The organism is Streptomyces tatrensis, assembly GCF_049310065.1.
Classification (GTDB): Bacteria; Actinomycetota; Actinomycetes; order Streptomycetales; family Streptomycetaceae; genus Streptomyces.
Genome location: NZ_JBMDLB010000005.1, coordinates 131,630 through 156,631, shown reverse-complemented (window position 1 = coordinate 156,631; position 25,002 = coordinate 131,630). Strand labels below are relative to the sequence as shown.

22 protein-coding genes and 3 pseudogenes are annotated in these 25,002 nt (G+C 68.3%); 15 read left to right on the top strand and 10 right to left on the bottom strand.

Translation table 11 applies throughout. The features are described from left to right. Positions 1-41: 41 nt before the first annotated feature. Positions 42-1,400 (top strand): IS4 family transposase, encoded by a 1,359-nt coding sequence (locus tag ACODT5_RS02280; protein ID WP_422517462.1) that lies wholly within the window; start codon positions 42-44, stop codon positions 1,398-1,400. 17 nt (positions 1,401-1,417) lie between these two features. Here ACODT5_RS02280 and ACODT5_RS02275 read toward each other — a convergent pair. Continuing rightward, positions 1,418-2,365: pseudogene (locus tag ACODT5_RS02275) on the bottom strand (ISAzo13 family transposase); the annotation flags it as partial. 13 nt (positions 2,366-2,378) lie between these two features. Next, a complete protein-coding gene (locus ACODT5_RS02270) occupies positions 2,379-2,666 on the bottom strand; it encodes a hypothetical protein (protein WP_422517461.1) in 288 nt (95 codons plus the stop codon). A gap of 115 nt (positions 2,667-2,781) precedes the next feature. Between ACODT5_RS02270 and ACODT5_RS02265 the strand changes: the two genes are divergently transcribed. The 9 genes from ACODT5_RS02265 to ACODT5_RS02225 all read left to right on the top strand — a co-directional run bounded on the left by ACODT5_RS02265 (position 2,782) and on the right by ACODT5_RS02225 (position 10,784). After that, a complete protein-coding gene (locus ACODT5_RS02265) occupies positions 2,782-4,044 on the top strand; it encodes a Tn3 family transposase (RefSeq protein WP_422517460.1) in 1,263 nt (420 codons plus the stop codon). 966 nt (positions 4,045-5,010) lie between these two features. Continuing rightward, positions 5,011-5,745, top strand: a complete 735-nt coding sequence (locus tag ACODT5_RS02260) for an LptA/OstA family protein (protein WP_422517459.1) — start codon at positions 5,011-5,013, stop codon at positions 5,743-5,745. Positions 5,746-5,881: 136 nt separating this feature from the next. Next, on the top strand, positions 5,882-6,625 hold the full coding sequence (locus ACODT5_RS02255) for an IS6 family transposase (protein WP_422517458.1): 744 nt from the start codon (positions 5,882-5,884) through the stop codon (positions 6,623-6,625). 65 nt (positions 6,626-6,690) lie between these two features. Then, positions 6,691-7,254, top strand: coding sequence for a hypothetical protein (locus tag ACODT5_RS02250; protein ID WP_422517457.1), 564 nt, complete (start codon positions 6,691-6,693; stop codon positions 7,252-7,254). Positions 7,255-7,620: 366 nt separating this feature from the next. Next, positions 7,621-8,364, top strand: coding sequence for an IS6 family transposase (locus ACODT5_RS02245; RefSeq protein ID WP_422517456.1), 744 nt, complete (start codon positions 7,621-7,623; stop codon positions 8,362-8,364). Then, entirely contained in the window at positions 8,328-8,633 is a 306-nt protein-coding gene (locus ACODT5_RS02240; protein WP_422517627.1) for an IS3 family transposase, read from the top strand. The genes ACODT5_RS02245 and ACODT5_RS02240 overlap by 37 nt, the downstream gene beginning before the upstream one ends. A 193-nt stretch (positions 8,634-8,826) precedes the next feature. Next, positions 8,827-9,405: a hypothetical protein gene (locus tag ACODT5_RS02235; protein ID WP_422517455.1), complete on the top strand. Its 579-nt coding sequence runs from the start codon at positions 8,827-8,829 to the stop codon at positions 9,403-9,405. Positions 9,406-9,798: 393 nt separating this feature from the next. After that, the gene (locus ACODT5_RS02230) at positions 9,799-10,125 is read left to right on the top strand and encodes a transposase (RefSeq protein ID WP_422517454.1); all 327 of its coding nucleotides are present in this window, start codon (positions 9,799-9,801) and stop codon (positions 10,123-10,125) included. A gap of 5 nt (positions 10,126-10,130) precedes the next feature. Next, positions 10,131-10,784 (top strand): IS3 family transposase, encoded by a 654-nt coding sequence (locus ACODT5_RS02225; RefSeq protein WP_422517626.1) that lies wholly within the window; start codon positions 10,131-10,133, stop codon positions 10,782-10,784. Here the strand turns inward: ACODT5_RS02225 and ACODT5_RS02220 are convergent. From ACODT5_RS02220 to ACODT5_RS02210, 3 genes and pseudogenes are all read right to left on the bottom strand, one after another. Then, positions 10,756-11,274, bottom strand: a pseudogene (locus ACODT5_RS02220) (IS30 family transposase); the annotation flags it as partial. The gene ACODT5_RS02225 and the pseudogene ACODT5_RS02220 overlap by 29 nt on opposite strands. 83 nt (positions 11,275-11,357) lie before the next feature. After that, entirely contained in the window at positions 11,358-12,851 is a 1,494-nt protein-coding gene (locus ACODT5_RS02215) for an IS701 family transposase (RefSeq protein WP_422517426.1), read from the bottom strand. 707 nt (positions 12,852-13,558) lie between these two features. Then, positions 13,559-14,794, bottom strand: coding sequence for an IS701 family transposase (locus tag ACODT5_RS02210; protein ID WP_422517622.1), 1,236 nt, complete (start codon positions 14,792-14,794; stop codon positions 13,559-13,561). A 283-nt stretch (positions 14,795-15,077) separates the two neighbouring features. On the opposite strand from ACODT5_RS02210, the gene ACODT5_RS02205 reads away from it, so the two are divergent. Both ACODT5_RS02205 and ACODT5_RS02200 read left to right on the top strand, forming a co-directional pair. Further along, positions 15,078-16,442, top strand: a complete 1,365-nt coding sequence (locus ACODT5_RS02205) for an IS701 family transposase (RefSeq protein WP_422517424.1) — start codon at positions 15,078-15,080, stop codon at positions 16,440-16,442. Between the two features lie 297 nt (positions 16,443-16,739). Continuing rightward, positions 16,740-18,065 carry a GNAT family N-acetyltransferase gene (locus ACODT5_RS02200; protein ID WP_422517453.1) on the top strand — a complete coding sequence of 442 codons (1,326 nt, stop codon included), beginning with the start codon at positions 16,740-16,742 and terminating at the stop codon, positions 18,063-18,065. A gap of 153 nt (positions 18,066-18,218) precedes the next feature. Here the strand turns inward: ACODT5_RS02200 and ACODT5_RS02195 are convergent, their stop codons facing one another. Then, positions 18,219-19,487, bottom strand: coding sequence for an FAD-dependent oxidoreductase (locus tag ACODT5_RS02195; RefSeq protein ID WP_422517452.1), 1,269 nt, complete (start codon positions 19,485-19,487; stop codon positions 18,219-18,221). A 48-nt stretch (positions 19,488-19,535) separates the two neighbouring features. Further along, positions 19,536-20,126: a 2-amino-4-hydroxy-6-hydroxymethyldihydropteridine diphosphokinase gene (gene folK, locus ACODT5_RS02190; protein WP_422517451.1), complete on the bottom strand. Its 591-nt coding sequence runs from the start codon at positions 20,124-20,126 to the stop codon at positions 19,536-19,538. A 203-nt stretch (positions 20,127-20,329) separates the two neighbouring features. On the opposite strand from folK, the gene ACODT5_RS02185 reads away from it, so the two are divergent. Further along, complete coding sequence (locus tag ACODT5_RS02185; protein WP_422517450.1) at positions 20,330-21,898, top strand: hypothetical protein; 1,569 nt, start codon at positions 20,330-20,332, stop codon at positions 21,896-21,898. A gap of 241 nt (positions 21,899-22,139) precedes the next feature. On the opposite strand, the pseudogene ACODT5_RS02180 reads toward ACODT5_RS02185, so the two are convergent. The 3 genes and pseudogenes from ACODT5_RS02180 to ACODT5_RS02170 all read right to left on the bottom strand — a co-directional run. Next, positions 22,140-22,445: pseudogene (locus tag ACODT5_RS02180) on the bottom strand (hypothetical protein); the annotation flags it as partial. Next, on the bottom strand, positions 22,442-22,792 hold the full coding sequence (locus tag ACODT5_RS02175) for a transcriptional regulator (RefSeq protein ID WP_422517449.1): 351 nt from the start codon (positions 22,790-22,792) through the stop codon (positions 22,442-22,444). The gene ACODT5_RS02175 and the pseudogene ACODT5_RS02180, both read right to left, overlap by 4 nt. Before the next feature lie 611 nt (positions 22,793-23,403). Beyond that, entirely contained in the window at positions 23,404-23,889 is a 486-nt protein-coding gene (locus ACODT5_RS02170) for a DM13 domain-containing protein (RefSeq protein WP_422517448.1), read from the bottom strand. Between the two features lie 215 nt (positions 23,890-24,104). On the opposite strand from ACODT5_RS02170, the gene ACODT5_RS02165 reads away from it, so the two are divergent. Continuing rightward, the gene (locus ACODT5_RS02165; RefSeq protein WP_422517447.1) at positions 24,105-24,359 is read left to right on the top strand and encodes a type II toxin-antitoxin system Phd/YefM family antitoxin; all 255 of its coding nucleotides are present in this window, start codon (positions 24,105-24,107) and stop codon (positions 24,357-24,359) included. Beyond that, on the top strand, positions 24,356-24,604 hold the full coding sequence (locus ACODT5_RS02160; RefSeq protein WP_422517446.1) for a type II toxin-antitoxin system RelE family toxin: 249 nt from the start codon (positions 24,356-24,358) through the stop codon (positions 24,602-24,604). Before ACODT5_RS02165 ends, ACODT5_RS02160 begins: the two co-directional genes overlap by 4 nt. The last annotated feature ends 398 nt before the right edge of the window (positions 24,605-25,002 follow it).

Below are 25,002 nucleotides of genomic sequence, written 5' to 3'. Positions count from 1 at the left end.
GTTCGCAGTGACGCTGGAGGAGCGCGGTCGTTGGGCCCGGCATGCATCCTTGGGTGGGGTTGTCCGATCATGTGCGACTGGGTGTGGTGACCCGGTGGGTGACTCCGGAACTGATCAGCGAGGTGTTGGAGAAGTGCGAGGTTCGGGACAAGAAGCCCGGCGCGCTGCCGGCCGGGTTCATGGTCTATTTCACGCTTGCCCTGGCGCTGTTCCAGCAGGACTCCTATGACGATGTGGCGGAGCAACTGGTGGGGAGTGTTCGGGAGCTGAGCGGGTGCATCCCGAACAAGTCCTCGTTCACGCGGGCGCGCAGACGCCTGGGACCGCTGGTCCTGGAGACCGTGTTCCGCGAGCTGGCCGACACGTTGGCCCCTGCCGGTCTGGAGGGCTCCTTCTACCGCGGGATGCGGCTGGCCGCGGTGGACGGGTTCGTGCTGGACGCGCCGGACACAGCGGCCAACCGGGCGACGTTCGGCGGGCCGGTCAAGAACGGGCAGCCGGCTGGGTTTCCGCAGGTGCGGGTGGTGACGTTGACCGAGTGCGGCACGCATGCCCAGATCGACGCGGCGGTGGGCGGATTCAACGGCGGTGAGCGGGAGTTGGCGATCGCTCTGGCGCCCTCGGCGAGCAAGATGCTCGTCATCATGGATCGGGGCTTCCCCGGGGTCGAGTTATGGAAGGCCTATCTCGGGGCTGGGGCCCACCTGCTGATCCGGGCCCGCTCGCCGGTGGCACACCGGCCGGTCGAGCATCTGCCCGACGGGACCTACCTGGGGAGGATGAGCTTGGCTGGCCAACGGGCCTCGCATCCGGGCGGGGTACTGGTCCGGGTGATCGAGTACCGCGTCGACGGCGGCGAGGTGGTCAGGCTGCTGACTGATCTGCTGGACCCGGCTGCCTATCCGGCGGCGGAGTTGGCCCGGCTTTACCACGCGAGGTGGGAGGCGGAGTCGGCGTTCCGGCAGATCAAGACCTTCCAGCGCGGACCGGCCGAGGTCCTGCGCTCGGGAGATCCGGACCTGGTGCGGCAGGAGGTCTGGGCGCACATGGTCGTGCATCACTGCCTTACGCGGGTCATCATGGCCCTGGCCGACGACAGCGGCATCGATCCGGGCCGGGTCTCGTTCGTCAAGGTCCTCAAGCACACGCGGCGAAGCGTGGTTCGCCAGTGCGCGGACACGCCCAAGAAGATCAAGAGGTTCCTGGCCGTGCTGGCGGCGAAGGTGAGCCGGAAGCTCGACAACGGCGCCAGGCGCCTGCGCGAGGCGGACCGACACCTCAAGCGGCCTGACTCGAAGTACTCCTCGAAGCTCTCCTACCGGATCAACACCCGGGACCGGCGCCCGACACGGCGGGCCACACCCAAGGTCATCACGCTGCAGCCCGCGATAGTTCAATGAGTCAAGCAACGGCATTGAGTACCTGGTGGAAAGTGCATGACGGTGATGCTCAGCCCGCACTCGTCGGCAAGGCTGGCCAGGCCCATCTTGAACAGGCGGGAGTCTGCCGAGTTTGCCCCACCGGCGTCGGCGGTGACCAGCAAGCGGTCCGCTCCGGGATAGTCGGCGTGCCCTTGGAGCTTCCACCAGCGGCGCAAGGACTCCACCGCGAACGCAGCGGTGTTGCGGTCGGTGCCCACGTTCACCCAGCCGCTGTCACGTCCCAGGTCATAGATGCCATACGGAATGGCGAACGAGGTGTCAGGGCCGATGAAGTCATGGTCCGGGGCGGTGATCGGCCGGCCTTTGGGACGGTAGGTGCGGCCGGGGCGGGCCAAGTCGCCGATAGGTTCCTTCTGCTTCGTATCCACACTCACCACCGGCAAGCCCCCCGCCAGGAAGCGTTCAGCGGTCGAGTTGATGTGCCGGAACTGGGCGTCACGGTCGGGGACCTGGCTTCCGGACCGGGTCTTGGCCATGCCCTGCAGACTGAAGCCCATCGCACGCAGCAGACCACCGACCACCGGGGCACTGACCGGATGACCGGCTTCGGTCAGCTCCCGGGACAAGTCCCGCAGCGAGGCAGTGGTCCAGCGCAGCGGGGAGACCGGATCTCCCAGCTCACGCGGCTCGATCAGCGGCTCGAGAGCCGCCACCAGGCCGGGGTCACGTTCAGCAGCGGACTTGCGTCCACCGCCAGCCCTGCGCACCCGCCCCAACGGCGCTGCCTCTGCGGCAAGTTCCTCACGCCCCCTTGCGACCGTCGACTCGGAGACCTCCGCGAGCCTGGCCACCGCCGCGATCCCGCCATGCCCCAACGCCTCCGCCTCGGAAGCCAGGTACAGACGACGCTGACGCTCATCCAGATGCGGCAGAATCGCCGCGAACTTCACATCCAGCACCACCAGGACTTCACCCGGAATCATCACAACAACCCAACTACCACATCAAACAGCTAAGTTGAGTCGAATCCGGCAGTAGATAAATTACGGCTCCTGAACGGCTGCCAGTTCGTTGACGATCACTGCAGTTCCACAGGGAGACGGAGGTGCTGGTGCCGTCGGTGTTCTTGTCGGTCCAGCGGCGGGACTCATTGCCGTCTCTGAAGTTGCTGATCGAGGAGGTGAAGTAGCCCTCGGCGTGTGCGGGGGCGATGCCGGCGGTCAGGGTCAGGATGGCCGCGGCGGCGGCGGCGCCGCGGATTGCGCGCGTGCGTACGTGGTGCACGTTTCTCCTTGTAAGGGGTGCGACGGCCTCGTGCGGAGGCCGGGTCTGGGGGTGGCGGACTAAAGGCCCCGGATGGTCAGGGGCGGTCGGCGCCATGTCAGTGCGAACGCCATGCTTGCTGGGAGCAGGACGGCGCCGCTATCCGGAGCTGCTGCTGGAAGGCCACGCCCGTACCGGCATGTTCGACCCCTTCGAGCACGTCGGCGGGAAGGTCTCCCGGCCCCAGGATCTTGACCTCACGCTCACCGCGCTCTTGGTCAGCAAGTCCACGAACATCGGGTTCGAGCCGGTGATCAAGCCCGGTGAGAAGGCGCTGACCCGCTCGCGGCTGACGGCGGCGGACTGGGGCTACTGGAACCTGCCCGGGATGAGTGCCGCCTCTGGCCTGCTGGTCGGCCGGCAGGGTGATATCGACCTCGCCTCCGACTGGGGTGGCGCGCACGTTGCCTCCGCCGACGGGATGCGCTTCACCGTCCCCCTCAAATCTATACATACCCGGCCGAATCGGAAGTATATTTCGACAGGTCGCGGGGCGACCTGGCTCAACGTCGTCTCGGACCGGGTGATGGGCCTGGGCGGCATCGTGATGCCCGGCACGCTGCGGGATTCGCTCGGCATTCTGGACGCGATGTTCAACCTCGACGGGCCGGTCCGCCCGGAGATCGTCATCACCGATACCGGTTCGTATTTAGACCTCGTCTTCGGGCTCTTCGCGATCTGCGGCTACCAGTTCTCCCCCAGGATCGCCGACATCTCCGACGCGCGGCTGTGGCGCCTGGACATGTCCAAGGACTACGGACCGCTCCAGCCGGTCTCCCGCCAGCGCGTGCAGGTCGAGCGCACCTGGCAGAACTGGGAGGACATGCTCCGCGTCGCCGGGTCGCTCACGACCGGGAAGGTGCGGGCATACGACCTGCTGCGGATGATGACCAGCGGCGACCGCATGACCGGCCTGGGCGACGCGTTCGCGCACCACGGCCGGATCTTCAAGACCCTCCACATAATCCTCCAGTTCATCGACTCCGAGGCGTACCGGCGCATGATCGGTGTCCAGCTGAACATCGGCGAGGGCCGCCACGCGCTGGCCCGGAACATCTTCTTCGGACGGCTCGGCGAACTCAGGCACGCCTACCGGGAGGGGATGGATCAGCTGGGGGCGCTGGGCATGGCCCTGAACGCGGTGGTCTGGACCACCCTCTACATGGACGCCGCCGTCAAGGAACTGGAGGCCGGCGGGCTGACGATCTCACCGGAGATCCGCTCCCGGCTCTCTCCGCTGGTCCATGAACACATCGTCCATGGCCGGTACCCGATCGTCCGCTCCCACGGCGACGGCTCACTGCGCCCGCTGAGCTATCCGGCCGCCTCCGAGGAATAGCCCCGGGCAGCAGCCGGCCCCGGCGACGCCCCGATGGGGAAGGGGCGGCAGCCCGGGCCGATGGTGCCAACACCCTGGCCGGCGGCCGGGATGTCAGTCGGGGATGACGTAGGCGCGGGCGAAGTGGGTGTCGATTGAGGCTTCGTGGAGGTGTCCGGCGATGGCGTGGTCGCCTTCGACGCATTCGGGCATGGTGGAGACGGTAAAGGAGTCGGCGGCCCCGATCAGGGAGACGATCGCCGCGTCGGTGACGCCGGCCTCGGCGGCCGTTGGGCCCGCCCCGTCTCTGGGCGAGACGGGCCCAACGGGAGGACCGGGAGCCGCACACCGCGCGATCCCACCGCCAGCCCCGGTGGTGTTCTACGCGCGGGCCAGGACCTGCCGTACGCCGTCGGTGACGCCCGGCAGGCCGCCGGCGAGGGCGGTCCAGTGCGTCCGAATCTCCCGGCTGGCGCGCGGGCCAACGCGCTGTCAACCAATCAGGACATCTCATCGAAGGTCAATCGAACGGCCGATCACCACGCCCGAAGGCCCGCAGAATTCGACATCCGTGGTCAACGGCTTGCCATACAGCTGCCGTTACCAGTCGCCGGGCCATGAAGCAGGCGGTGCGTCGGCAGCCGCAACGCCACTGCGGCATGTCCGGAAATGATCACTATGACCTGGTCGACGCTTGAATGGGTCTTATCTCGCCCATACGGTTGCTTCCGACCGCAGCGGTGAACGACCACAGCAGGGAACGCAGATGGAGAACGAGCGAACAGCGGGATCAACCCTGGGAATCGCAGGATTCAACGCGGTCTTGACCATCGCCGCAACGGTAGCCACCTGGGATAACGGCCCGAGCCCCTGGGCCGCCGCAGCCGCCGGTTCCGTACTCGTCTTCATCGTGCTGCTCCGCAAGCGCTGAGGTTCCCATCCGTGCGAGCAGTCGCACCCATCCCTGTTCCAGAAGGAAACGCTCTCTTGAAGCTCTCCTATCGCATAGCCACCGCCGCCCTGGCCGGCCTGGCTCTCGTTGGCACGACGGCGGCGCAAAGCCACGCGCTCGCCCCCTCGGCGTCCGCCGCAAGCGGCGTCTCCCCCGAATCGGCCGCGCTGGCCAAGAACATCCAGGCACTCCAGAGCCAGTCCTCCGTCATCGACGGCGACCAGGCCCGGGCATGGGTGGAGCGGGTCGGCGCCGATGTGGACGCCAAGAAGATCACTACCCACCTAAAGGCCGACTCGTCTCTGGTGACGGAAGGCGCCACCGTCTACAAGTTCAAGAACGGCAACACCCAGATCGCCGTCCCCATCAGCGGCCAGATCGTCGGCGCGAGCCTGAACGCGGTGTACGACTCCTCCGGCAAGCTGATCGAGACGCTGGAGATGCAGCTCACCCACGACGACAACACCGGCCACGCACAGGTGTGGCGCAACGGCAGCCTGACCGCCGACAAGATCATCAACGCTGCGGACCTTCCCAAGGACCTCAGCATCAAGCAGCCGCAGCTCTCCACCTTCGGCTTCAGCTGGAGCAAGCTCAACAACTGCCTCGCCAGCGCGGGCATCTCATCCTGGACCCTGGCACTGATCGCCACCGCATGCGCCGGCGCCTGCGTGGGAACGGCCGGCGCCGCCTGCGTACCGTGCATCACCGCCGCCGGAGGACTCGGTGCGGGCACCGTCTGGTTCTGCATCGGCAAGGCCACCACCTGACAGAGGCCTGAGGCCTCGCCGCCGCCGACCTGCATTGGCTGACAAGCACTACGGAATCTGACCGGAACAGCGTCCGCGTGCATACAGACCCTACGAACTGGCGTTGTCAGGTTGAGCGGGGGACCCTCCCTCCGGCATGATCATCAGGTTGATCGCCGCTGGGGAGGGGTCGTTCGTGGAGACATCGTCGTACCGGGGCTACCGCTATCCCGCGGACATCATCGGTCACTGCGTGTGGCTGTACCACCGGTTCACCCTGAGCCTGCGCGACATCGAGGAGCTGATGCTCGAGCGCGGGATCGAGGTCACCCACGAGACGATCCGGCAGTGGTCGATCACCTTCGGCCCCGAGTACGCCCGGGGGCTGCGGCACCGCCGCCCGGCCCCGGACGACAAGTGGCACCTGGACGAGGTCTTCATCAGGATCCGCGGCGAGCGCAAGTACCTGTGGCGGGCCGTCGACGCCGACGGCAACGTCCTGGACATCCTGGTCCAGTCCCGCCGGGATGCGGCTGCGGCCAGGCGGTTCTTCAAGAAGCTGCGCAAGAAGACCGCCTCGGTACCCCGGGTGGTGGTCACCGACAAGCTCCGCTCCTACGGGGCGGCCCTGCGCGAGACGATGCCCTCGGTCGAGCACCGCTCGCACAAGGGCTTGAACAACCGGGCCGAGAACTCCCACCAACCCACCCGCGAGCGAGAACGGTCAATGAAGTACTTCCGTTCCGCCGGAGCCGCGCAACGCTTCCTGGGGGCATTCAGCTTCATCTCGCCCCACTTCCGGCCCCGCCGCCACCTGATGACAGCCCGTTACTACCGACAGGAGATGGCTCACCGCTTCACCGTCTGGAACACGGTCACCGGCGTGCCCACCATCGGCTGACTTCGGACGGGTATCGCCGGCTGACACGTCCTGATCCGGAACTGACCGTTCAACACCCCACCAAGTTGACGACGCCCACCGACACCCTCGACGTCCCGACCAACCCCACTGGCACAGCCCCCGGACCCGCAGGTCGCCGGTCACCGCGGACATCCGTCCCCTGGCTCGATCCGCCACCACCCCTGCCCGGTCTGCCTGTCTCCCGTACCCGACGTGCTCTGTGCGACGGCATCGAAGCACTCCCCCACCCAGACGGGCCCTCACTACTGCAGAGCGACGACTCCGGCGAACTCGCCGACCGTCTGCACACCATCGCCCATCCCCTGAACGCGGCAGCCCTGACCATCAGCCTCCTGACCGCAACCGGCCCCGATCGCCTCGCCATGCTCCGCGGCACCGACGTCCACCCCCACGGCACCCACGTCAAACTTCACGACCCCCACACCCACCGACACTGCCGCGTCCACGCCCTGCCCACCTGGGCCCACACCCTCATCACCGCAGCACACCACCACCACCTCGACACCGGCCGCCCACCAACCAGCGCCCTCCACCCCCTCATCACCGCCCGCAACGCCGCCACCCTCACCGAACACGCCAACGCCATCCGCACCCGCCTACCCCGCTGAAACCCCCACACCTCCGGAGTACGCGGAGGAAGCCGGCGCAATCCAGGGGCCGCCAGCCCGCGCCCCGACGGCAGAGCAGCAATCCATACGCCCCCGGGGCCCACAGGGTTGAGGCCACCCTTCGAAGACCCAACATCTCGGCCACGGGCCCACGCAGACCCCGAAATCTCAGTACCAATCTCCACCAAACTGACCAGGCAAAACGCCAAAGACGTCACCGCGAAATCGGCACCAACTGTCAGTACCAAAACCCAGCCCACACACCCGCCGACCAGCGGCAATCCCCCGAAGAACCACTGACATATCAACGCCGAAAAATCACTGACAAATCAATGCACATCATCAGCGGGGGACCCTCCCTCCGGCATGATCATCAGGTTGATCGCCGCTGGGGAGGGGTCGTTCGTGGAGACACCGTCGTACCGGGGCTACCGCTATCCCGCGGACATCATCGGTCACTGCGTGTGGCTGTACCACCGGTTCACCCTGAGCCTGCGCGACATCGAGGAGCTGATGCTCGAGCGCGGGATCGAGGTCACCCACGAGACGATCCGGCAGTGGTCGATCACCTTCGGCCCCGAGTACGCCCGGGGGCTGCGGCACCGCCGCCCGGCCCCGGACGACAAGTGGCACCTGGACGAGGTCTTCATCAGGATCCGCGGCGAGCGCAAGTACCTGTGGCGGGCCGTCGACGCCGACGGCAACGTCCTGGACATCCTGGTCCAGTCCCGCCGGGATGCGGCTGCGGCCAGGCGGTTCTTCAAGAAGCTGCGCAAGAAGACCGCCTCGGTACCCCGGGTGGTGGTCACCGACAAGCTCCGCTCCTACGGGGCGGCCCTGCGCGAGACGATGCCCTCGGTCGAGCACCGCTCGCACAAGGGCTTGAACAACCGGGCCGAGAACTCCCACCAACCCACCCGCGAGCGAGAACGGTCAATGAAGTACTTCCGTTCCGCCGGAGCCGCGCAACGCTTCCTGGGGGCATTCAGCTTCATCTCGCCCCACTTCCGGCCCCGCCGCCACCTGATGACAGCCCGTGACTACCGACAGGAGATGGCTCACCGCTTCACCGTCTGGAACACGGTCACCGGCGTGCCCACCATCGGCTGACTTCGGACGGGTATCGCCGGCTGACACGTCCTGATCCGGAACTGACCGTTCAACACCCCACCAAGTTGACGACGCCCGAATCATTCTTCGGCGCCCTCAAGAACGAGCTAATCTACCGAACAGCGTTCCCTACACGCGAACATGCCCGGCGCGCGGTCGTTCGCTACATCGAGGTGTTCTATAATCGCAAGCGACTCCACTCGGGACTCGGTTACAAGACCCCTGCAGAGGTCTACGCCGAATATGTAGAGATGCAGCTCGCGGCATAGAAAACACCCGTAACCGGTGTCCGGAAAACGCGCGGCCCCTCACTGCCGTGTCAGAGGTGGAACTCCACTCCAGTGGTCTCACCGGCGCCGCCAACACCAGCACCGCGCCGCCAACTACCACCGCCACTGGAACAACGTCACCGCAGCAGCCGTCACATGACAGGAACCTCACACGTCACGAACTACAGCTGCCGTGTTAGAGCAGCTGAGTTACATGGCAAGGCAGTCGGGTGAACATGCGAACGGCACTCTCAGAAGAATCCGTTGGGATGAGGATGCCCTTCTATGCTTTGCATGGATTGCCAACAGATTGGCATTCATCACGTGGAAGAACGGAACTTTCATGCGTCTTCGCACCACCGCCGCCGTCCTTGTCGGGGCCATGGCCATCATCCTGCCCACCGCTTCCCAGGCACTGGCGGACGACAGCAACGCCTTCAATTACACCTTCATGAAGGCGGGTAAGCCGCAGCACGCACAGATTAATGATCTGTCGGAAGAAAAGTGCCACGACCTGGCAGTAGCCAACGGCTCGGTCACGGAGATCGCCAACGAAACCAAGAAGGTCGCTCTGCTTTTCGACAATGCGACGTGTTCCGGTGAACCGGTACTGGCCGCGGAGCCGGGCGATCGCGCTGGTGACTTCAAGGCTGTCGCTGTCGCCTTCGCCGACACCAAGCCGGGGAGTGAAGTCCTGGCGGACCGGATGGGCGTGTGGACAGGTCCGAAGGCTTTTGACTTCGCTACGCACGTCTTCCAGCCCATTAAGTGACATTCTGAATCGGCGGCGGGCAGTCCGCCACTCGCAGAGGTGAACTGTCACGCTGTCCCGACGAGGCCACGGCTCCTGAGCCGTGGCCTCGTGGGTTTCACCACGTCTCCCATGGGCGTTGTCAGGTTGAGCGGGGGACCCTCCCTCCGGCATGATCATCAGGTTGATCGCCGCTGGGGAGGGGTCGTTCGTGGAGGGCGTCGTCAACTTGGTGGGGTGTTGAACGGTCAGTTCCGGATCAGGACGTGTCAGCCGGCGATACCCGCCCGAAGTCAGCCGATGGTGGGCACGCCGGTGACCGTGTTCCAGACGGTGAAGCGGTGAGCCATCTCCTGTCGGTAGTGAACCGCCCCGGGTCGAATAGAGACTCGATTCCATGTAAGGATCAGAGTCATGGCACGACCTTCTTCCTATCCGCTTGAGCTGCGCCGCCGTGCGGTGCGCCTGGTCGCCGAGGTCCTCGGCGACTACCCGGCCGAGTCCGCCGCGATCAAGGCGGTCGCCCAGAAGCTGGGGATCGGTTCGACCGAGACGCTGCGCAAGTGGGTGCGCCAGGACCAGGTCGACTCCGGGCAGCGGCCAGGGGCGACCACGGAGGAGTCCGCCCAGCTCAAGGCGCTGAAGAAGGAGAACGCCGAGCTTCGGCGCGCCAACGAGATCCTGAAGGCCGCGGCGTCTTTCTTCGCGGCCGAGATCGACCGGCCACTCACACGCTCGTAGCGTTTATCGACGAGCACCGGGGCCGCTTCGGCGGTGTCGATCCGATCTGCCGCGTGCTGACCATGCACGACTGCAAGATCGCCCCCTCCACCTACTACGCCCACCACAAACGCCTCGCCGCACCGTCCGCGCGGACCCTGCGGGATGCCGAGCTGAAGGAGAAGATCGAGGAGGTCTACGCGTCCAACTACCGCGTCTACGGGGCGAGGAAGATATGGCGCGAGCTGAACCGCCAGGACCTTGCGGTGGCCCGCTGCACCGTCGAGCGGCTCATGCGCGAGCTGGACATCACCGGCGCCGTCCGCGGCAAGAAGGTGATCACCACGATCCCCGACGAGAAGGCCGAGCGGGCACCGGACCGCGTCGAGCGCGACTTCGTCGCCGACGCCCCGAACCGCACCTGGGTCGCCGACTTCACGCACGTGGCAACCTGGGCCGGCGTCGTCTACGTCGCCTTCGTCGTGGACACCTTCTCCCGCCGTATCGTCGGCTGGTCCGCCGCCACATCGAAGGAAACCCAGCTCGTCCTGGACGCCTTGGAGATGGCCCTGTGGCAGCGCGATCGCGACCAATACCCTTACATTCGGGGCGAGTTGATCCATCACTCGGATGCCGGATCGCAAGGCGGATTCAACCAGTCGTTGCAACACCGGCTCTGACCGGCGACATTAGCTGATCGGTGAGGGCTTCGGCAGGAGTTCTCCAGTCGAGGGTCCTGCGCGGTCTGCTGTTGAGGGTGGCAGCCACTGCGTTGATCTCATCGGCGGTCCATCGGGACAGGTCCGTCCCTTTCGGAAAGTACTGTCGCAGCAGCCCGTTCGTGTTCTCGTTCGTGCCACGCTGCCAGGGGCTGTGCGGGTCGGCGAAGAACACCTTCATCCCCGTGTCCGCGGTCAGTTGGACGTGCTGGGCCAGTTCCTTGCCGCGGTCCCAGGTCAGCGAGCGGCGCATGTGTTCCGGCAGCGTCTCGAAAGCGGCGGCACGTGCGATCCGGACGGCTTCGGCGCCGTGCCCCGCAAGCGCCGGACCGTTCTTGACGCGTGCTTCGACGCCGTATCCCTCAAGGCGAGGCAGGTGCAGCAGCACGGTGAGCCGGGTGGTGCGTTCCACGAGAGTGCCGATCGCGGACTGGTTGGTGCCGATGATCAGTCGGGTAGCGGGGACGCATTGCTGCGTCCCCGCCCCCTCAGAACCGTGCAAGCAGCTTTCACCGCACACGGCTCAAGCAAGTACTACAGCGGCGGATCTTGCTGATGTGATCGGGTTGGTTCGATTGGGCGAAGGTGTGCGGGCAGGGGGTCGCCACGTCGCTGGTAGTGGCTGATGGCGGCTGCGGTCTGGTGCTCGACTCGCCAGTGGTGCTGGCGCAGGAGCTCGGCGTCGTCGTGGCGGACGGCCAGGCCGGTGAGGGCGAGGAGTCCGGCGATGGCCGAGAGGGTCAGCCGGATCATCGGGCCGGGTTCGCGCGCGCGGGAGGTCGGGACCGCAGGTACCTCGGGGAGCGCGGGGGCGGCTGCGGCCAGGTCCGTTGTGCCGCTTGGGAGTTCGAGGGCATCGCTCGGGTGCCGGGCACTCTGGACGGTGAGGAAGGCGTGGGCGAGCATCGTGCAGGTGATGCTGCGGTGCCATGGGGTCCACTTGCGGACCTGGTACTGGTCCAGACCGGTGAGCTGTTTTCCCTGCTCATTGTCCTCCTCGATCTGCCATCTCACGCCTGCCTGCCCGATCGCCGCACCGGCCGGGGTGCCCATGGGGGCGTGGACGAGGAAGTAGGCGTACTCGTAGTCGAACCGTCCGCCGGCGAGTTGCTTCTGGTGGGTGGAGCGTCGGATCAGCAGCTGGTGTTCGAATCCGTCGGCCGGTTCCTGGCCGGTGACCGTCACCGCGAACAAGGTCCAGTCGTAGTAGCGCAGACCCTTGGAACCCTCCCCGCAGGAGCGGCGTTCCCACTGGTCACGGCGCTTCGCGTAGGGCAGCAGGTGGTCCGCGCGCTTGATCCTCGCGGTGCCCGGGGCGGGGCTGCCGGGCGGGCCGGCCAGCGGCAGAGTGACCGGGACCGCCAGCACGTAGGACAGGCGTTCGCGATGCAGGAAGTCGCGCAGGCCGCCATCGCGGCCGTAACCGGAGTCGGCCACGACCCAGGAGAACAGCACCCCCTCGGCCAGGGCCTGTTCGAGCATGCGAACCGCCAGCTGCGGCTTCGTGGCGAACGCGACCGCGTCGGGTACCCCGGCCTCACGGCAGCGGGCCCGGTCGTCGGTCCAGGCCGCGGGCAGGTACAGGCGGCGGTCGATGTAGGTGTGCCCGCCGGGGGCGGCGTAGGTCAGCATCACCATGACCTGGCAGTTCCGTACGTCGCCGGTCACCCCGCAGTGCTGCCTGGCGACCCCCACCGACCTGGTCCCCTTCTTCTGCACCTGCGTGTCGTCCAGGACGAGCGTCGCGGCCGGGTCGCCCAGGTGTTCGGCGACGTAGGCACGCAGCTCGCCGAGCAGGGCGTCCGCCGACCACGAGGCCGCGTTGAGGAACTTCTGGATCCGCGACGGCGTGACGTGGCCCGCGCGTGCGGACATCGTCCAGGCGTTCTTCCTGCGCAGGTCCGACAGCAGCCCCTCGACCAGATCCGCGAACACCTCCCGCGGCTCCGGCCGCGCGAACAAGTGCCCGAGACCACCCAGGAAGACCGCTAACTCCTCGGCCCACTCACCGAGTTGTTCTTCTGTCACAACAGCCAGCATGACCGCTCAACGACACAACCGATCAGCAGTCACATGATCTGCCGCTGTAGTACAAGCCCCAAAGGCTCGCCGGCAGGCAAAAGTGCTGGATCTGTCATCTCGGCGGCTCCATTCCGCCGTTGACAATGGGTGTGGAGGAGACGGAGTCGTTGACCGTCCGGCGTACTGCCATCCGGAAACGCGATGTATTGCTTGGAGATCGCCTTCCGGATGACCGCCCGCCACGTTTCCCATTCCTGCGGGCTTTGTGGCGGGTGGTCGGCGTGCAGTAAGAGTCCTCCGCAGATCGGGCAACGGCCGTGTTGTGCCTGTAGTAGACGCACGGTCATAGCGTCGATTGGTAGAGAGGTTCCCTTGCGTCGCCGCTGAGCCCAATAGGATTCCAGGGCAGGGTCGTCCGGGGACGACTTCCCCTTGACCAGTTGGTGCCGGACTATCTTCGTCCAGGTACTACAGCCGGAGATCTTGAGGGTCGGTGATCGGTGGGGTCGGCTGGTGGTCGGCCCAGGCCCGTAGGCGGCGGGGTAGGGGGTCACCGCGGCGTCGGTAGTGGCTGACGGTGGCGCGGGTTTGGTGGAGGCGGCGCCAGTACTCGCAGGTCAGGACGGTTTCGATGGAGTGGTGGGGGTTGAGGCGGGTGGTGGCGAGGCAGTGTCGGATGGTCTGGCGGGAGGGCCGCAGCAGCGGGCCGGGGATTAGCCGGTGGTCTCGCTCTCTCCGGCCGTCGGGTCTTTTCCCGGATCTTCCTCCTCGGGATCGGCGAGGGCGGCGTGCTGGACGGTGAGGAACGCGGTGGCGAGCATGCAAGCGGTGATGTGACGGTGCCAGGGCGTCCACTTACGTACCTGGTACTGGGCGAAGCCGACGAGCTGTTTGTTGATCTCGTTGTCCTCCTCGATCCGCCACCGCCCGCCGGCCCGGCTGATGATCTCGGTGAGCGTGGTGTCGTCGGGGGCGTGGATGAGGAAGTAGGCGATCTCCCGGTGGAGTTGTCCGTCCTTGCCGCGCCGGTTGGGGTGCAGGGATCGGCGCATCACCAGCCAGTGCACGAAGCCCTCGGACGGGGCCTCGTCCTTGACGGTGACCGCGAACGCGGTCCAGTCATAGAGGCGTTCACCCTTGGCACCCTCCCCGAGGGAACGGCGTTCCCACTGGTCACGGGTCTTGGCGTAGTGGAGCAGGCCGTCGGCCCGGCGCACGGCCGGCTGACGCGGTTTGCCGGGCGGCCCGTCGAGTGGCAGGTCGACCGGGACAGCGAGCACGTAGGGGAGCGTCCTGTCGTGACAGAAGGCGCGCAGTTTCCGGTCGCGGCCGTAGCCGGAATCCGCCAGCACCCAGCCGAACGGGACGCCGGCGGCCAGGGCCTTCTCGAGCATCGCGATCGCGAGTTCGGGCTTGGTGGCGAAGCCGACGGTCTCGGGCACGCCGGCCTCGCGGCAGCGGTCGCGGTCGTTCGTCCATTCCTCGGGCAGGTAGAGGCGGCGGTCGATGAAGGCGTGGGCGTTCTCGGTGGCGTAGGTGAGCATGACCATGGTCTGGCAGTTGCGGACATCCGCGGTCAGTCCGCAGTGCTGGAAGGCCACGCCGACCGACTTGGTGCCCTTCTTCTGCGCCTGGGTGTCGTCGATCACCAGCGACGCGTCCGGGGCGCCGAGGTGCTGGACCACATAGTCGCGCACGGCGTCGCGCAACTGGTCGGCGTCCCAGACCGAGCCGTTCAGCAGCCACTGCATCCGGTCCGGCGTCACGTGCCCGGCCCGCTCCGACAGCGTCCAGCCGTTCTTCTTCGGCAGCTCCGCCAGCAGCCCTTCGACGTACTGCGCGAACACCACCCGCGGCTCGGGCCGGTTGAACAACCGCCCCAACGAGCCGGTCAACATGGACAGTTCCGCATCCCACCCGGCTATCTGCTCAGCCGTCACATCCGTCATCATGCCCGGTCAACGACGCTGACAGGACACGGTCACAAGATCTCCGGCTGTAGTACAGGAGAACTTGAGCAGGTAGGCGCCGCTGTCGCGGTCGCCGAACACCCACCGGTCGTTCCTGGACCTGTTGAACCGGCCGAAGTACTTGTCGGATATCCAGTGCTTCGGCTTGTTCGGGTGGCTGTCACGGCAGCTGTAGTTCGTGAGGTGTAGGGCGTCGTCGCTGGTCAGCGTGGTGGGTGGGTGCCTGTGGGCATGGGTACGGCCACCGGCATTGTGATCGTTTGTGACGACGAATCAGAACGCGGTGGCCGCAGCGGCCACGGTAGTGCATGAGGTGTGGGCCGGTTCCTTTGAGGTCCTCATGGGCCGGCTGGCCGGGTGTTTCCCTCGCCGGGAGACCCGGATGACCTGCCGGAATGTGGTCGAGGGGCTGCTGGTGGTGAAGGAGTCGGCGAACTGCTGGTCGCTGGCCGAGGCGATCGGGCACGGTGGCCCGCACGTCCTGCAGCACTTCTTGTCCCGGGCCCGGTTCGACGACGCGGCGATACGCCGGTCTGCGGCGGCCTGGACGGTGGAGCAACTCGGCCCGGAGGATGTGATGTTGGTGGTGGACGAGACGGGTGATGAGAAGTCCTCCACCGACGCGGCCGGCGCGGCGAGGCAGTATTCCGGGGCGCTGGGCGGGATCGGTCTGTGCCAGGTCGCGGTACACCTGTCCTATGTGAGCGCGGAAGGGCACGCGCTGATCGACCACCGCCTGTATCTCGGTGAGGCATGGGCCGCTGACGAGGAGCGCCGCGATCTGGTCGGGGTGCCCGAGGAGACAGGGTTCGCCACCAAGCCGCAGCTGGCCGGCGACATGCTCGCCGCCGCGCACGCCGCGGGCATCCATACCGCCACGGTCGCCGCGGACGAGGTCTACGGCGGCCGGGAGTTGCGTACCCGGATCCGCTCTCTGGGCTACGGCTACGCGATGGCCGTGCCCACCAGCCACTGCGTCACCACGCCCGGCGGCGGAAAGGAGCAGGTCACCGCACTGCTGAAGCGGATACCGAAGCGGGCCTGGATGCGGATGAAGACCGGAAACGGCACCAAGGGCGAACGGCTCTACGACTGGGCGGTGATCGACGTGGCCGCCGACGACACACCACCCGGCCAGGAAGCCGGACACAGCCACGTCCTGATCCGGCGCCACCGCCGCAGCGGTACCCTCTCCTTCTACCGCACCTGGCACACCGCCCAGCAGCCGATATCCATGCTGGTCAGCGCGGTCTGCCGCCGCTGGCGCGTCGAAGAGGACTTCCAAGGAGCCAAGGGCCTGGCCCACCTCGACACCGGCCAGACCACCTCCTGGACCTCCTGGCACCGCTGGACCCTCATGTCGATGATCGCCTACGCGCTCCTCGCCATCGGCGCCCTCCACGAGCGCCGGCGCACCGCGGGCAAGCCCGACGACGAAGACGACATGGTGCCCGTCAGCCCACGTGAACTCCTCACCCTGCTCCGGAGCTTCACCCTGCCCCGGCCCCGCCAGGACACCGACCCCGCACACGCACTCCAGTGGTCTCACCGGCGCCGCCAACACCAGCACCGCGCCGCCAACTACCACCGCCACTGGAACAACGTCACCGCAGCAGCCGTCACATGACAGGAACCTCACACGTCACGAACTACAGCTGCCGTGTCTGACCCGGGTCGTTGCCCGAGGCGGTCGGCCGGGCGGCCTTCCGGCCAAAGAAGTGGACGATCTACACCTCCGTTCTCAGGGGAGAATTCGCCGAATCGCCGTGGATGGACAAGCGAATCGGCGCTATGACCTGAAGAATTGACGGGCGTGGTGGATGGCGTGAAGCAGCCCGGCCCCCTATGAACACCTGGCTTCCGTTGCTACAGATGGGCGACGAAGCCTGACAAAGAACGAGAAAGAACCAGGAGGGTCCCGAAGATGTCATCGTCCACCCAGCCCTTCACCCGCGGCCTCCCGCCTCCCCCGTGGGAGGTGCGGGCCCTCCCGACCGATCACTGGACGTCCTTCTACGCCGCGGTGCTCGGCGCGTTCCACGAAACCGAACCGGACGAGGTCACCGACCTGTGGCGGACCCTCGCCGAGCCGCAGCGCTGCGTGGTCGTCGAGGACCGCGGCACCATCGCCGGCACGGCGGCGGTCTTCTCCTTGCGCATGACGGTCCCCGGCGGGCGGCTCGTGGACACCGCCGGGGTGAGCATGGTCAGCGTCCAGCCGGCGTGCCGCCGACGCGGTGTTCTCAGCACCCTGATGCGCCACCAACTGGAGTCGCTCCAGCGCCAGGGCGAACCGCTCGCCGTGCTGACCGCCTCCGAGGCACCCATCTACGGGCGGTTCGGCTACGGGGTCGCGGCCCGCCAGCTCTCCCTGGACATCGCCTCGCGCCGGGTCCGGACCGCCACCCCGCCCCGCGGCGACGACGGCAACGGCAACGGCAACGGCGACCCCGAGATCGAACTGACCGTGGAGGACCCGCACAAGGCCCTCGGTGCCTGCGAGGAGTTCTACGCGCGTCAGGTCCCGCTGCGCCCCGGCATGCTGACCCGCGCCGACGGCTGGGAGCTGCTGCCGCTGCTCGACCCGCCCGCTTGGCGGCAGGGCGCGTCCCCGCTCGAATGCGTCGTCGCCCGGGTGGACGGCGAGGTCGTCGGCTACGCCCGGTACGCGGTGGCCGTCGACTGGTCCCGTACCAACACGGCCGAAGGCACCGTCCGGGTCCGCGACATCGAGGCCCGGGACCCACGCGCCTACGCCGCGCTGTGGCGCTTCCTACTGGAGACCGACCTCACCTCGCGGGTCATCTTCCCGAACCGGCCGGTCGACGAACCGTTCCTGCACCTGGTGTCGGACGTCCGCCACTGCACGCCGACGGTGCTGGACAGCCTGTACGTACGCGTGGTGGACGCCCCGGTCGCGCTGACCGCCCGCACCTACGCCGCCGGAATCGACCTGGTCCTGGAGATCGAGGACCCCCTGGCCCCCTGGAACCAGGGCCGTTGGCGGCTCACCGGGGACGCCGCCGGGGCGGTGTGCACCCGCACCTACGACGCCCCCGACCTCTCCCTGGACGCCTCCGCACTCGGCTCGGCCTACCTCGGCGGCATCACCCTCACCGAACTGGCCGGAGCCGGCCGGGTCCGCGAGCACCGCCCCGGAGCGCTCCCCGCCGCGACGACCGCCTTCGCCTCGACCGTGGCCCCCTGGCTGCCGTACGCCTTCTGCCGCTCGCTGCTGCCACGCATGTGACCCCGGGGCCCGTCCTCCGTCGGGAGGACGGGCCCGGGCGCCGAGCGGGTGCACCGGGGACGGATGTCAGCGAGTCCCGATCACGATGACGGTGAGGACGCCGATCACGATCAGGACGTACGGGAGCTGACGCGGCCACTCGCTCACCGCCCGTCAGACCAAGGCGTCCTGCCGCAGCAGCTCCGCGCGGATCGCCGGGATGTCGTGCGCCGGGCCGCCACGCGCGGCGAGGGCCGCCGCGACGCCCGCCGCGTGGCCCGTGGCGAAGGCCGTGCCCATCACCCGCAGCGAGGTGAAGGCGTCGTCGTCCGAACCGGTCAGCCGCCCGGCGGCCCACAGGTTCTCCCGGTTCGCCGAACAGATCGCGCCGTAGGGGATGTCGTACCAGCCCCGGCCTGCGATCGGCTCGTAACGGGTCACGCCCGGCCCCTCGTGGTCCTCGATCGGCCAGCCGCAGCGGGCGATCGAGTCGTACGGGCGCTTGCGGGCCGAGCGTACGTCGGCGCCCGTGACCACCTCCCGGGCGGCGATCCGGCGGCCTTCGCGGATGCCCAGCTGTGGGCCGGTGGCCAGCAGGTACGCCCCGGACCAGCCGTGCAGACCCGCCCGCAGCGCGTCGAGGTACGCCCGCGCCTGGCGGCGCGCCGACATTTCGGCGCGGGTCCGCTCCGCCGGGTCGAGGGTGTCGATGTGCTCGTCGACGAGAAGGGAGATCACCTCTCCGGTCATTGGCAGCCGGGCCAGCACCCCCCGGTCCCGGGGCAGCGCGCGGCCGGTCATCGCGTTGTACGCGGCGACCGCGGCCGCCGTGCCCGCCTGCGAGAGGTCCGCGTCCGCGGCGACCCCGCCGATCCGGCTGATCAGCGTGCTGGTCTGACGGTCCGCCACCGGGGTCACCACGACCCCCGCACCGGCGAGCGCAGAGAAGGAGCCGCAGCCGCTCGCGTCCACGAAGGACCGGGCGCGCACCCGGTGGCGCCCGGCCGGATCGCCGACCTCCACCTCCCGCACCCGCCCGCCCGCGCTGCGCGCCGCGACCACACTGCTGTGCAGCCGCAAGTCGACGGTGGAGGCGGCCAGTTCCTCGTCCAGGGCCGCCTTGGTGGTCTCCACGTCCAGCAGCACGAAACTGTTCCCCGACCACGGGAACCCGGACTCCCGCGAACCGCCCGCCGCGTGCAGCCGCCGCAGGATCCCGGCGCCCACGCCCGCCACCACGCGTTCGCGCCGCTGGTCGGTGAACCCGCAGTAGATGGCCACGCCGGAGGCGGTGGCGGCGCCCCCGAGGAAGGCGTACTTCTCGATCAGCCGGGTCCGCGCCCCGGCCCGGTCGGCGCCCAGCGCCGCGGCCACTCCCGCCGATCCACCGCCGACCACGACCACGTCGAATTCCTCGGTGTGCAGGGGGGTGACGCTGTGCACGATGCCGGTTCGCTCTCTCTCGTCAGGACAGGGACAGGTAGGGGACGCTCAGAAGGGCGGGCTCAGCCACAGGTCGGGCCGCGGGCACGCGTCCACCGCCCCGACAGGAAGCCCGGCCAGCAGCTCCTCGACCGGCCCGTGCCCGGGCAGCCACGCCCCCGGGTCCAGGCAGTACCAGGGCGCGAGGACCCGGGCCCGCCGGTGCGCGGCCGGGTGGGGCAGCGTCAGGCCGGGCTCCGCGCGCACCAGACCGCCGTACGAGACGAGGTCGACGTCGATGGTGCGCGGCCCCCACGGGTCCGCGCGGTCGCGGCGCAAGGCCTCCTCGACGGCCTGGCCGCGCTCCAACAGCGCGCGCGGGGCCAGCATGGTCCGTACGAGGACCACCGCGTTCAGATACGCCGCCTGCGTCGAGGACATCCCCGCGTCCCGGCCCCACGGCTCGGCCTCGCAGACGGGGGAGACGGCCACCACCCGCAGCCCCGGGGTGTCGCCGAGGGCGTCGACCGCGTCCTGGAGGCTCTCCAGCCGGTGGCCCGCGTTCGCGCCGAGCGCGAGGACGGCCGGACACGGCGCCCCGAAGACGTGCCTGGGCGGCGGGTGGGGGGCGCTCGGGGCATCGTAGGCGTCGTAGGGCATCTGCGGCTCCGGGGAAAGGGCGGTCTGCCGATCCTCACCCGGCCCGCCGCTCCACGGCACCCGCCCATCGGATACTTCCGGTCGCCGAAAGGACCACTATGTGCGTACGAAAGGAGACAAGAAGTCCACCCCTGATCGGCAAAAACCAGGGAAAGTCTGGCTAGCGTCGAACTTTGTCCCCGTGCGAGAGGCGTTGAGACGTCATGCCCCAGTACCTGACCGGTCCGCAGCCCCTGACCGTTCGGCCCGTCCCCTCCCGGCAATGGCAGGAGCAGCCCCAGCCGCCGGTCCCCGGCCAGATGGCGCCCGGCCTCGCCGAGGAACAGCTCGCGGGCACCTCCTTCGAGCGGGCGCGCCGCCTGCTGGAGGACGCCAAAAACGACTGGGTGGAGGCCAAGAAACTCTACGGCTCGTCCGCGGAGATGCTGAGCGTGGCCCAGTGGCGCAAGGTCCTCATCGACGCCCGGCTCCTGGAACTGCGCAGGCGGTACCCCGGCCTGCGCATCCGCTCGGTCGGCAGCGCCAACCCCACCTCCGACTACGACATCACCGTCAGCGGGCCCGGTGACGCCGACGCGGTCGCCGAGTTCAACGCGTCCTTCCGCCGCGAGTGGGGCAAGGAGTCGGCCACCGTCTTCGACGTCAACCTCTACGTCAAGGACTTCCTGCCGGAGCGCGGCAACTTCGCCTTCCCCTACGCCCCCGGCGCCCCCGGCCTGCGCTGGTCCGAGACCGAACTCCTGCCGCCCCTGGCCGGTGACCCGCGTCAGGTCCGCTCCTGGGAGCGGACCGCCGACGGCTGGGAACCCGCCCCCGGCGGGCGCCGGCTCAGCCCCGAAACCCCGGACTCGGGCCTCGTCCGGCCGATTGACAAGAAAGCCCTCGGCATTGCCGAGGCCGACCAGGACGTGGCGGCGCTGACCAAGCTCCGCAAGTACCTGCCGGACGCCGACTGGCAGCCGTACGTCGACCAGGTCCTCGCCCACCTGCCCGCCACCGCCCGCGCCGGGGTCCAAGACCGGCACGCCGCCGCGGACCACACCCACCGCCAGGCCACGACCGAACTCGCGGACCGGCTGCGCGCCGACACCCACGAGGTCCGGCCCGCCACGACCGCCGCCGCCCTCATCGAGGAGCTGGAACACTCCCGCCCCGACGCCGTCGTCAAGGCGCGCAACCTCCTGTACGCCAAGTACGCGGCCGAGCTGCGCACGCTCCAGGCGCGCCACGACGCCGACCCCACCGACGACGGCCTGGCGCTCGCCATCCGGAGCCAGACCAGCTACTCCCTCTGGCACGCCATGGAGGCCTACCACTCCGAGGGCGCCGTCCTCGACGTCGTCGGCAAACAGGCCAAGACCGAGGTGACCGTCACCAGCGCGCACTACCTCCAGTCGTTCAACGAGCAGTTCGGCGACCTCCTCAAGGACCTCACCCACTACGCCGATTCCGGCGAGGCCTTCTACCGCAGCGCCAAGTACCTCCAGCGGATGACCGCGGCCGCCCGCCAGGCCCTGGAACGCTCGGGCGCGGCGCTGCCGGACGCCGAACTGGCCCTGCTGACCCAGCTGGAGGAGATCAGCTCCGCCGACGGCAGCCTGCTGGGCATCCGCGGCGGCCGCGAGGAGTACGCCCCGGCCACGGCGCGCGACAAGTCCGACATCGCCACGTCCATCTACAGCCACACCCTCGCCATCACCGACAAGGCGTCCCTGCGCCGTGCGGTCCTGGACCTTGGCGCCCGCATCAACGCCGCCGTGCGCGGCGCGTGAGCCCGTGGGCCCCAGGGCTGATTCAAAGTCGGGGTGATCACGTGGCGTCGCTGGTCACGGCGGGCTGGTGATGTTCATGGAGGGGCGTCACGTACGCAACGAAGCTCCGGTTTACGGGTGTGAAGTTCCACCCGACGGCGAACGACTCACCGCCGAAGGTAGAAGCCAGACCCGCCATGCATACACCAAAACCCCCGCGAATCACCCCAACGAAGGACCCTCACAGGAAACTGCACCCGACCTCTTTCAACACGTCGACCTCGCACGCTTCGCCGGTGAGCGGGTCGGTGACCTGGAAGCGCGCGGAGAGCGGGGCGATTTCGACCATGGCTACCTGCCAGCTGCGTTCCGTGAGCCCGTCACGCACAGCCTGGGCGATCTCTCCCATGGGAGTCGCGGACTCGGTGGCGACGTCCAGGTCCTGGCTGACCCGCTCCAGGAGCTGGTGGGCCTGTACGACATAGCCGCCGGTCAGGACGAGGGGGTACGGGGAGCCGAGGGCGAGCACGTCGGCGAGCAGCCGTGCGTGCAGGTCGGGCATCTTCACGCCGCGGCCCGCTCCCGCAGTTGGGGGAAGGCGTCCTCCCACACGTCGCGCACGCTCGGGCCGGCAAGGGTGCGCAGCACCGGCCACAGGCTGGCGAGCAGCTCAGCGTTCAGGAACCGGCACAGGTCCTCACGAGTGCCCTCGGCGAGGACCGTGCGGTAGAGGCCCATCCGCTGGCGCGGCTGGTCCAGGTCGAAGGCGCGCAGCCCGGACCACACCACATGCAGCGGGAGCTCGACCGTTCCGTGTACGGGCCCGGTCAGCTCGGACAGACCGGCCGGCAGTCGGCGGGCGAATTTCACCCGGTACAGCGCGGCGTCGTCGAGACCGGGGTCGGAGACAGTCACGCCCCGAGTATCCCCCGGCCCGGCGCCGACCGGTGCCCCTAGCCCACCCTGCCCGGCGCGCCACAGCAGCATGTGAGCGTGCATCTTGTCCGTTCGGGGGTGTGGCCGGGGCACGTGCGGGATCGTCGTGTCCGGATACCGGGCGCGGCACGGAGCTGGGGAGCGCGGTGGAGGAGAGCTGGACGACGGACGAGTTCGGGGCTTCGCACGAGGGTTCGGCAGGGGTGGTCCTGGCCGACGGGAGCGTTCCGGGGCCGGTGTACTTCGACTCCGGGTCGGGCTGGCGGCACGGAGGCGCGGCACTGGAGTGTCTACGACGCCCGCCGACCGCACATCCCGTAGGCGGCCGAGTTGCGGGTGGTTTCCTCGTGTGGGTGGAGCGGCCCCGAGTACCCGCTGGACTGGGGGGCGATCGGCTCCAGCCCTCTGAGGGAGGCCCCCTGAACCTTCAACACGTGCTGTACGTCCAGGGCCGAGGCGCGCTCCAACAGCAGAGCACAGGGCCAGCCGCACCATGGGACTGGCCGAACAGAAACAGGTCGCCACGAAACAAGGGGATCGACGAAGGCCCGCCGGCTCCGCGTGTCGGCGGGCCGCTTGTCGTCAGGCTGTCAGGCCTTCGCGAGTGCCGCGGCACCGAAGGAGACATTGAAGCGGTCGCACCAGATGCTCACGCTCGTGTACTGCGAGAGGTCGACATCCGCGGGAAGAACGTAGTTCTGGTCGCCCTTGTTGCCCTTGAGCTTGCCTAGACTGACGTACTTGCCGTCATCGAAGACCTCCCAGCCCGCCTTGCCTTCCTTCACTGGCGCATCCGTGAGCCAGACGTGCAGGTCGGGGCCGTTGCTGGTGTCGAGGTTCTCCAGCCGCAGCGTGTGCGAACCATCCGCAAGACGGACGATCTTCACTGTGCCCGTCGTCGGGTGCTCATGACTGATCAGCTGCCCCGCAGAGACCGTCCGAGGGCCCGCAGGCGCAGAGAGCGTCGGACGCGGGCTCGGCTGGGACGGCCCGGGCGACGCGGTGGCGGCCGTGGAAGGCAGGGCCTCCCGCACGGTCTCGTCCTGCCACAGCTTCCACGGTTGAAACAGGTACATGCCGACACTTCACCGATACCGCGACCATCGCAACAGCGAGAACGACCGGCCTGCTCGTTACCCATCCACGTCCCATGAAACGCCTCCCCTTGCCTCCGATTCCCGCCAGACAATAGCGCCCTCGCGCATGGCTGCCGGTGCCCGGTCAGCGATCACAGCAGCGATACCAGCGGCACGGCCTGCCGAAGAGTGCGCACTACTGTAGAGTTCTGTGCATGGACACCTATCCCATCACCGAGGCCCGTACCAAGCTGGGAGCGCTCGCCAGACAGGTCAGCGCCGAGCAGAAGCAGGTCGCTCTCACTGACCGGGGCCAGACGATGGCCGTGCTCATCAGCCCGGCCGAGCTGGAAGTACTCGAGTACCACCGGGTCACCGCGGAGTACCTGGCGCGCAAGGAACGCGGTGAGACCGGTCCCGGCATCCCCCATGACGAAGCCCGTCGCAGGATCTTCGGGGACGTTTCGTGAGCTTCCGTGTCGTCTGGGAGCCCCGCGTCCTGGCCGTGGCGGAGAAGCACGCCGCGGGCGATCGCGAAGGCATCCAACAGGTCTTCCGAGCCGTTGACCTCCTGGCCGACAACCCCCGCCCGACGGGTGCCTTCACCGTGGGGACCAGCGGTATCTACCGCATTCAGGTGGGGCTCTACCGGATCCAGTATGAGATCCAGGATCAGACGGTCACCGTCACCGTCTTCCACCTCGGGCGGGCTTAGATGACGTCGCTTGCCGTCTCCCCGGAGGCGGCACGCGCAGGTGCAAGTCGTCATGGGCGGCGATGCTGCCCAGCTCGACCGTGCTGTCGGGCTATTTCCACCACATGAGCCGTGGGGCGCTGGCCGTGCCGCGCTTGATGTTACAGCGCCAGGCCACGGCCCCGTCCACGCGGACACGGGTCGGGGCGCCGCCAGCGCCGGTCCACGTCCTCTCCGGACGGCGGGCGCGCGTCCGGTGAGGACCTCGGCGACGACGTCCAGGATCTTGCGGAGGTCGACCAGCTCGATCTCCTCCAGGGAGGCCAGCCAATCCCGCCTCAGAGCCTGTCGGGTGGCTGATCATGCGCGAAGCGTGATGGTTGCGATCTGCCCTCCGGGTATGGCGACGGCCCCGGAAT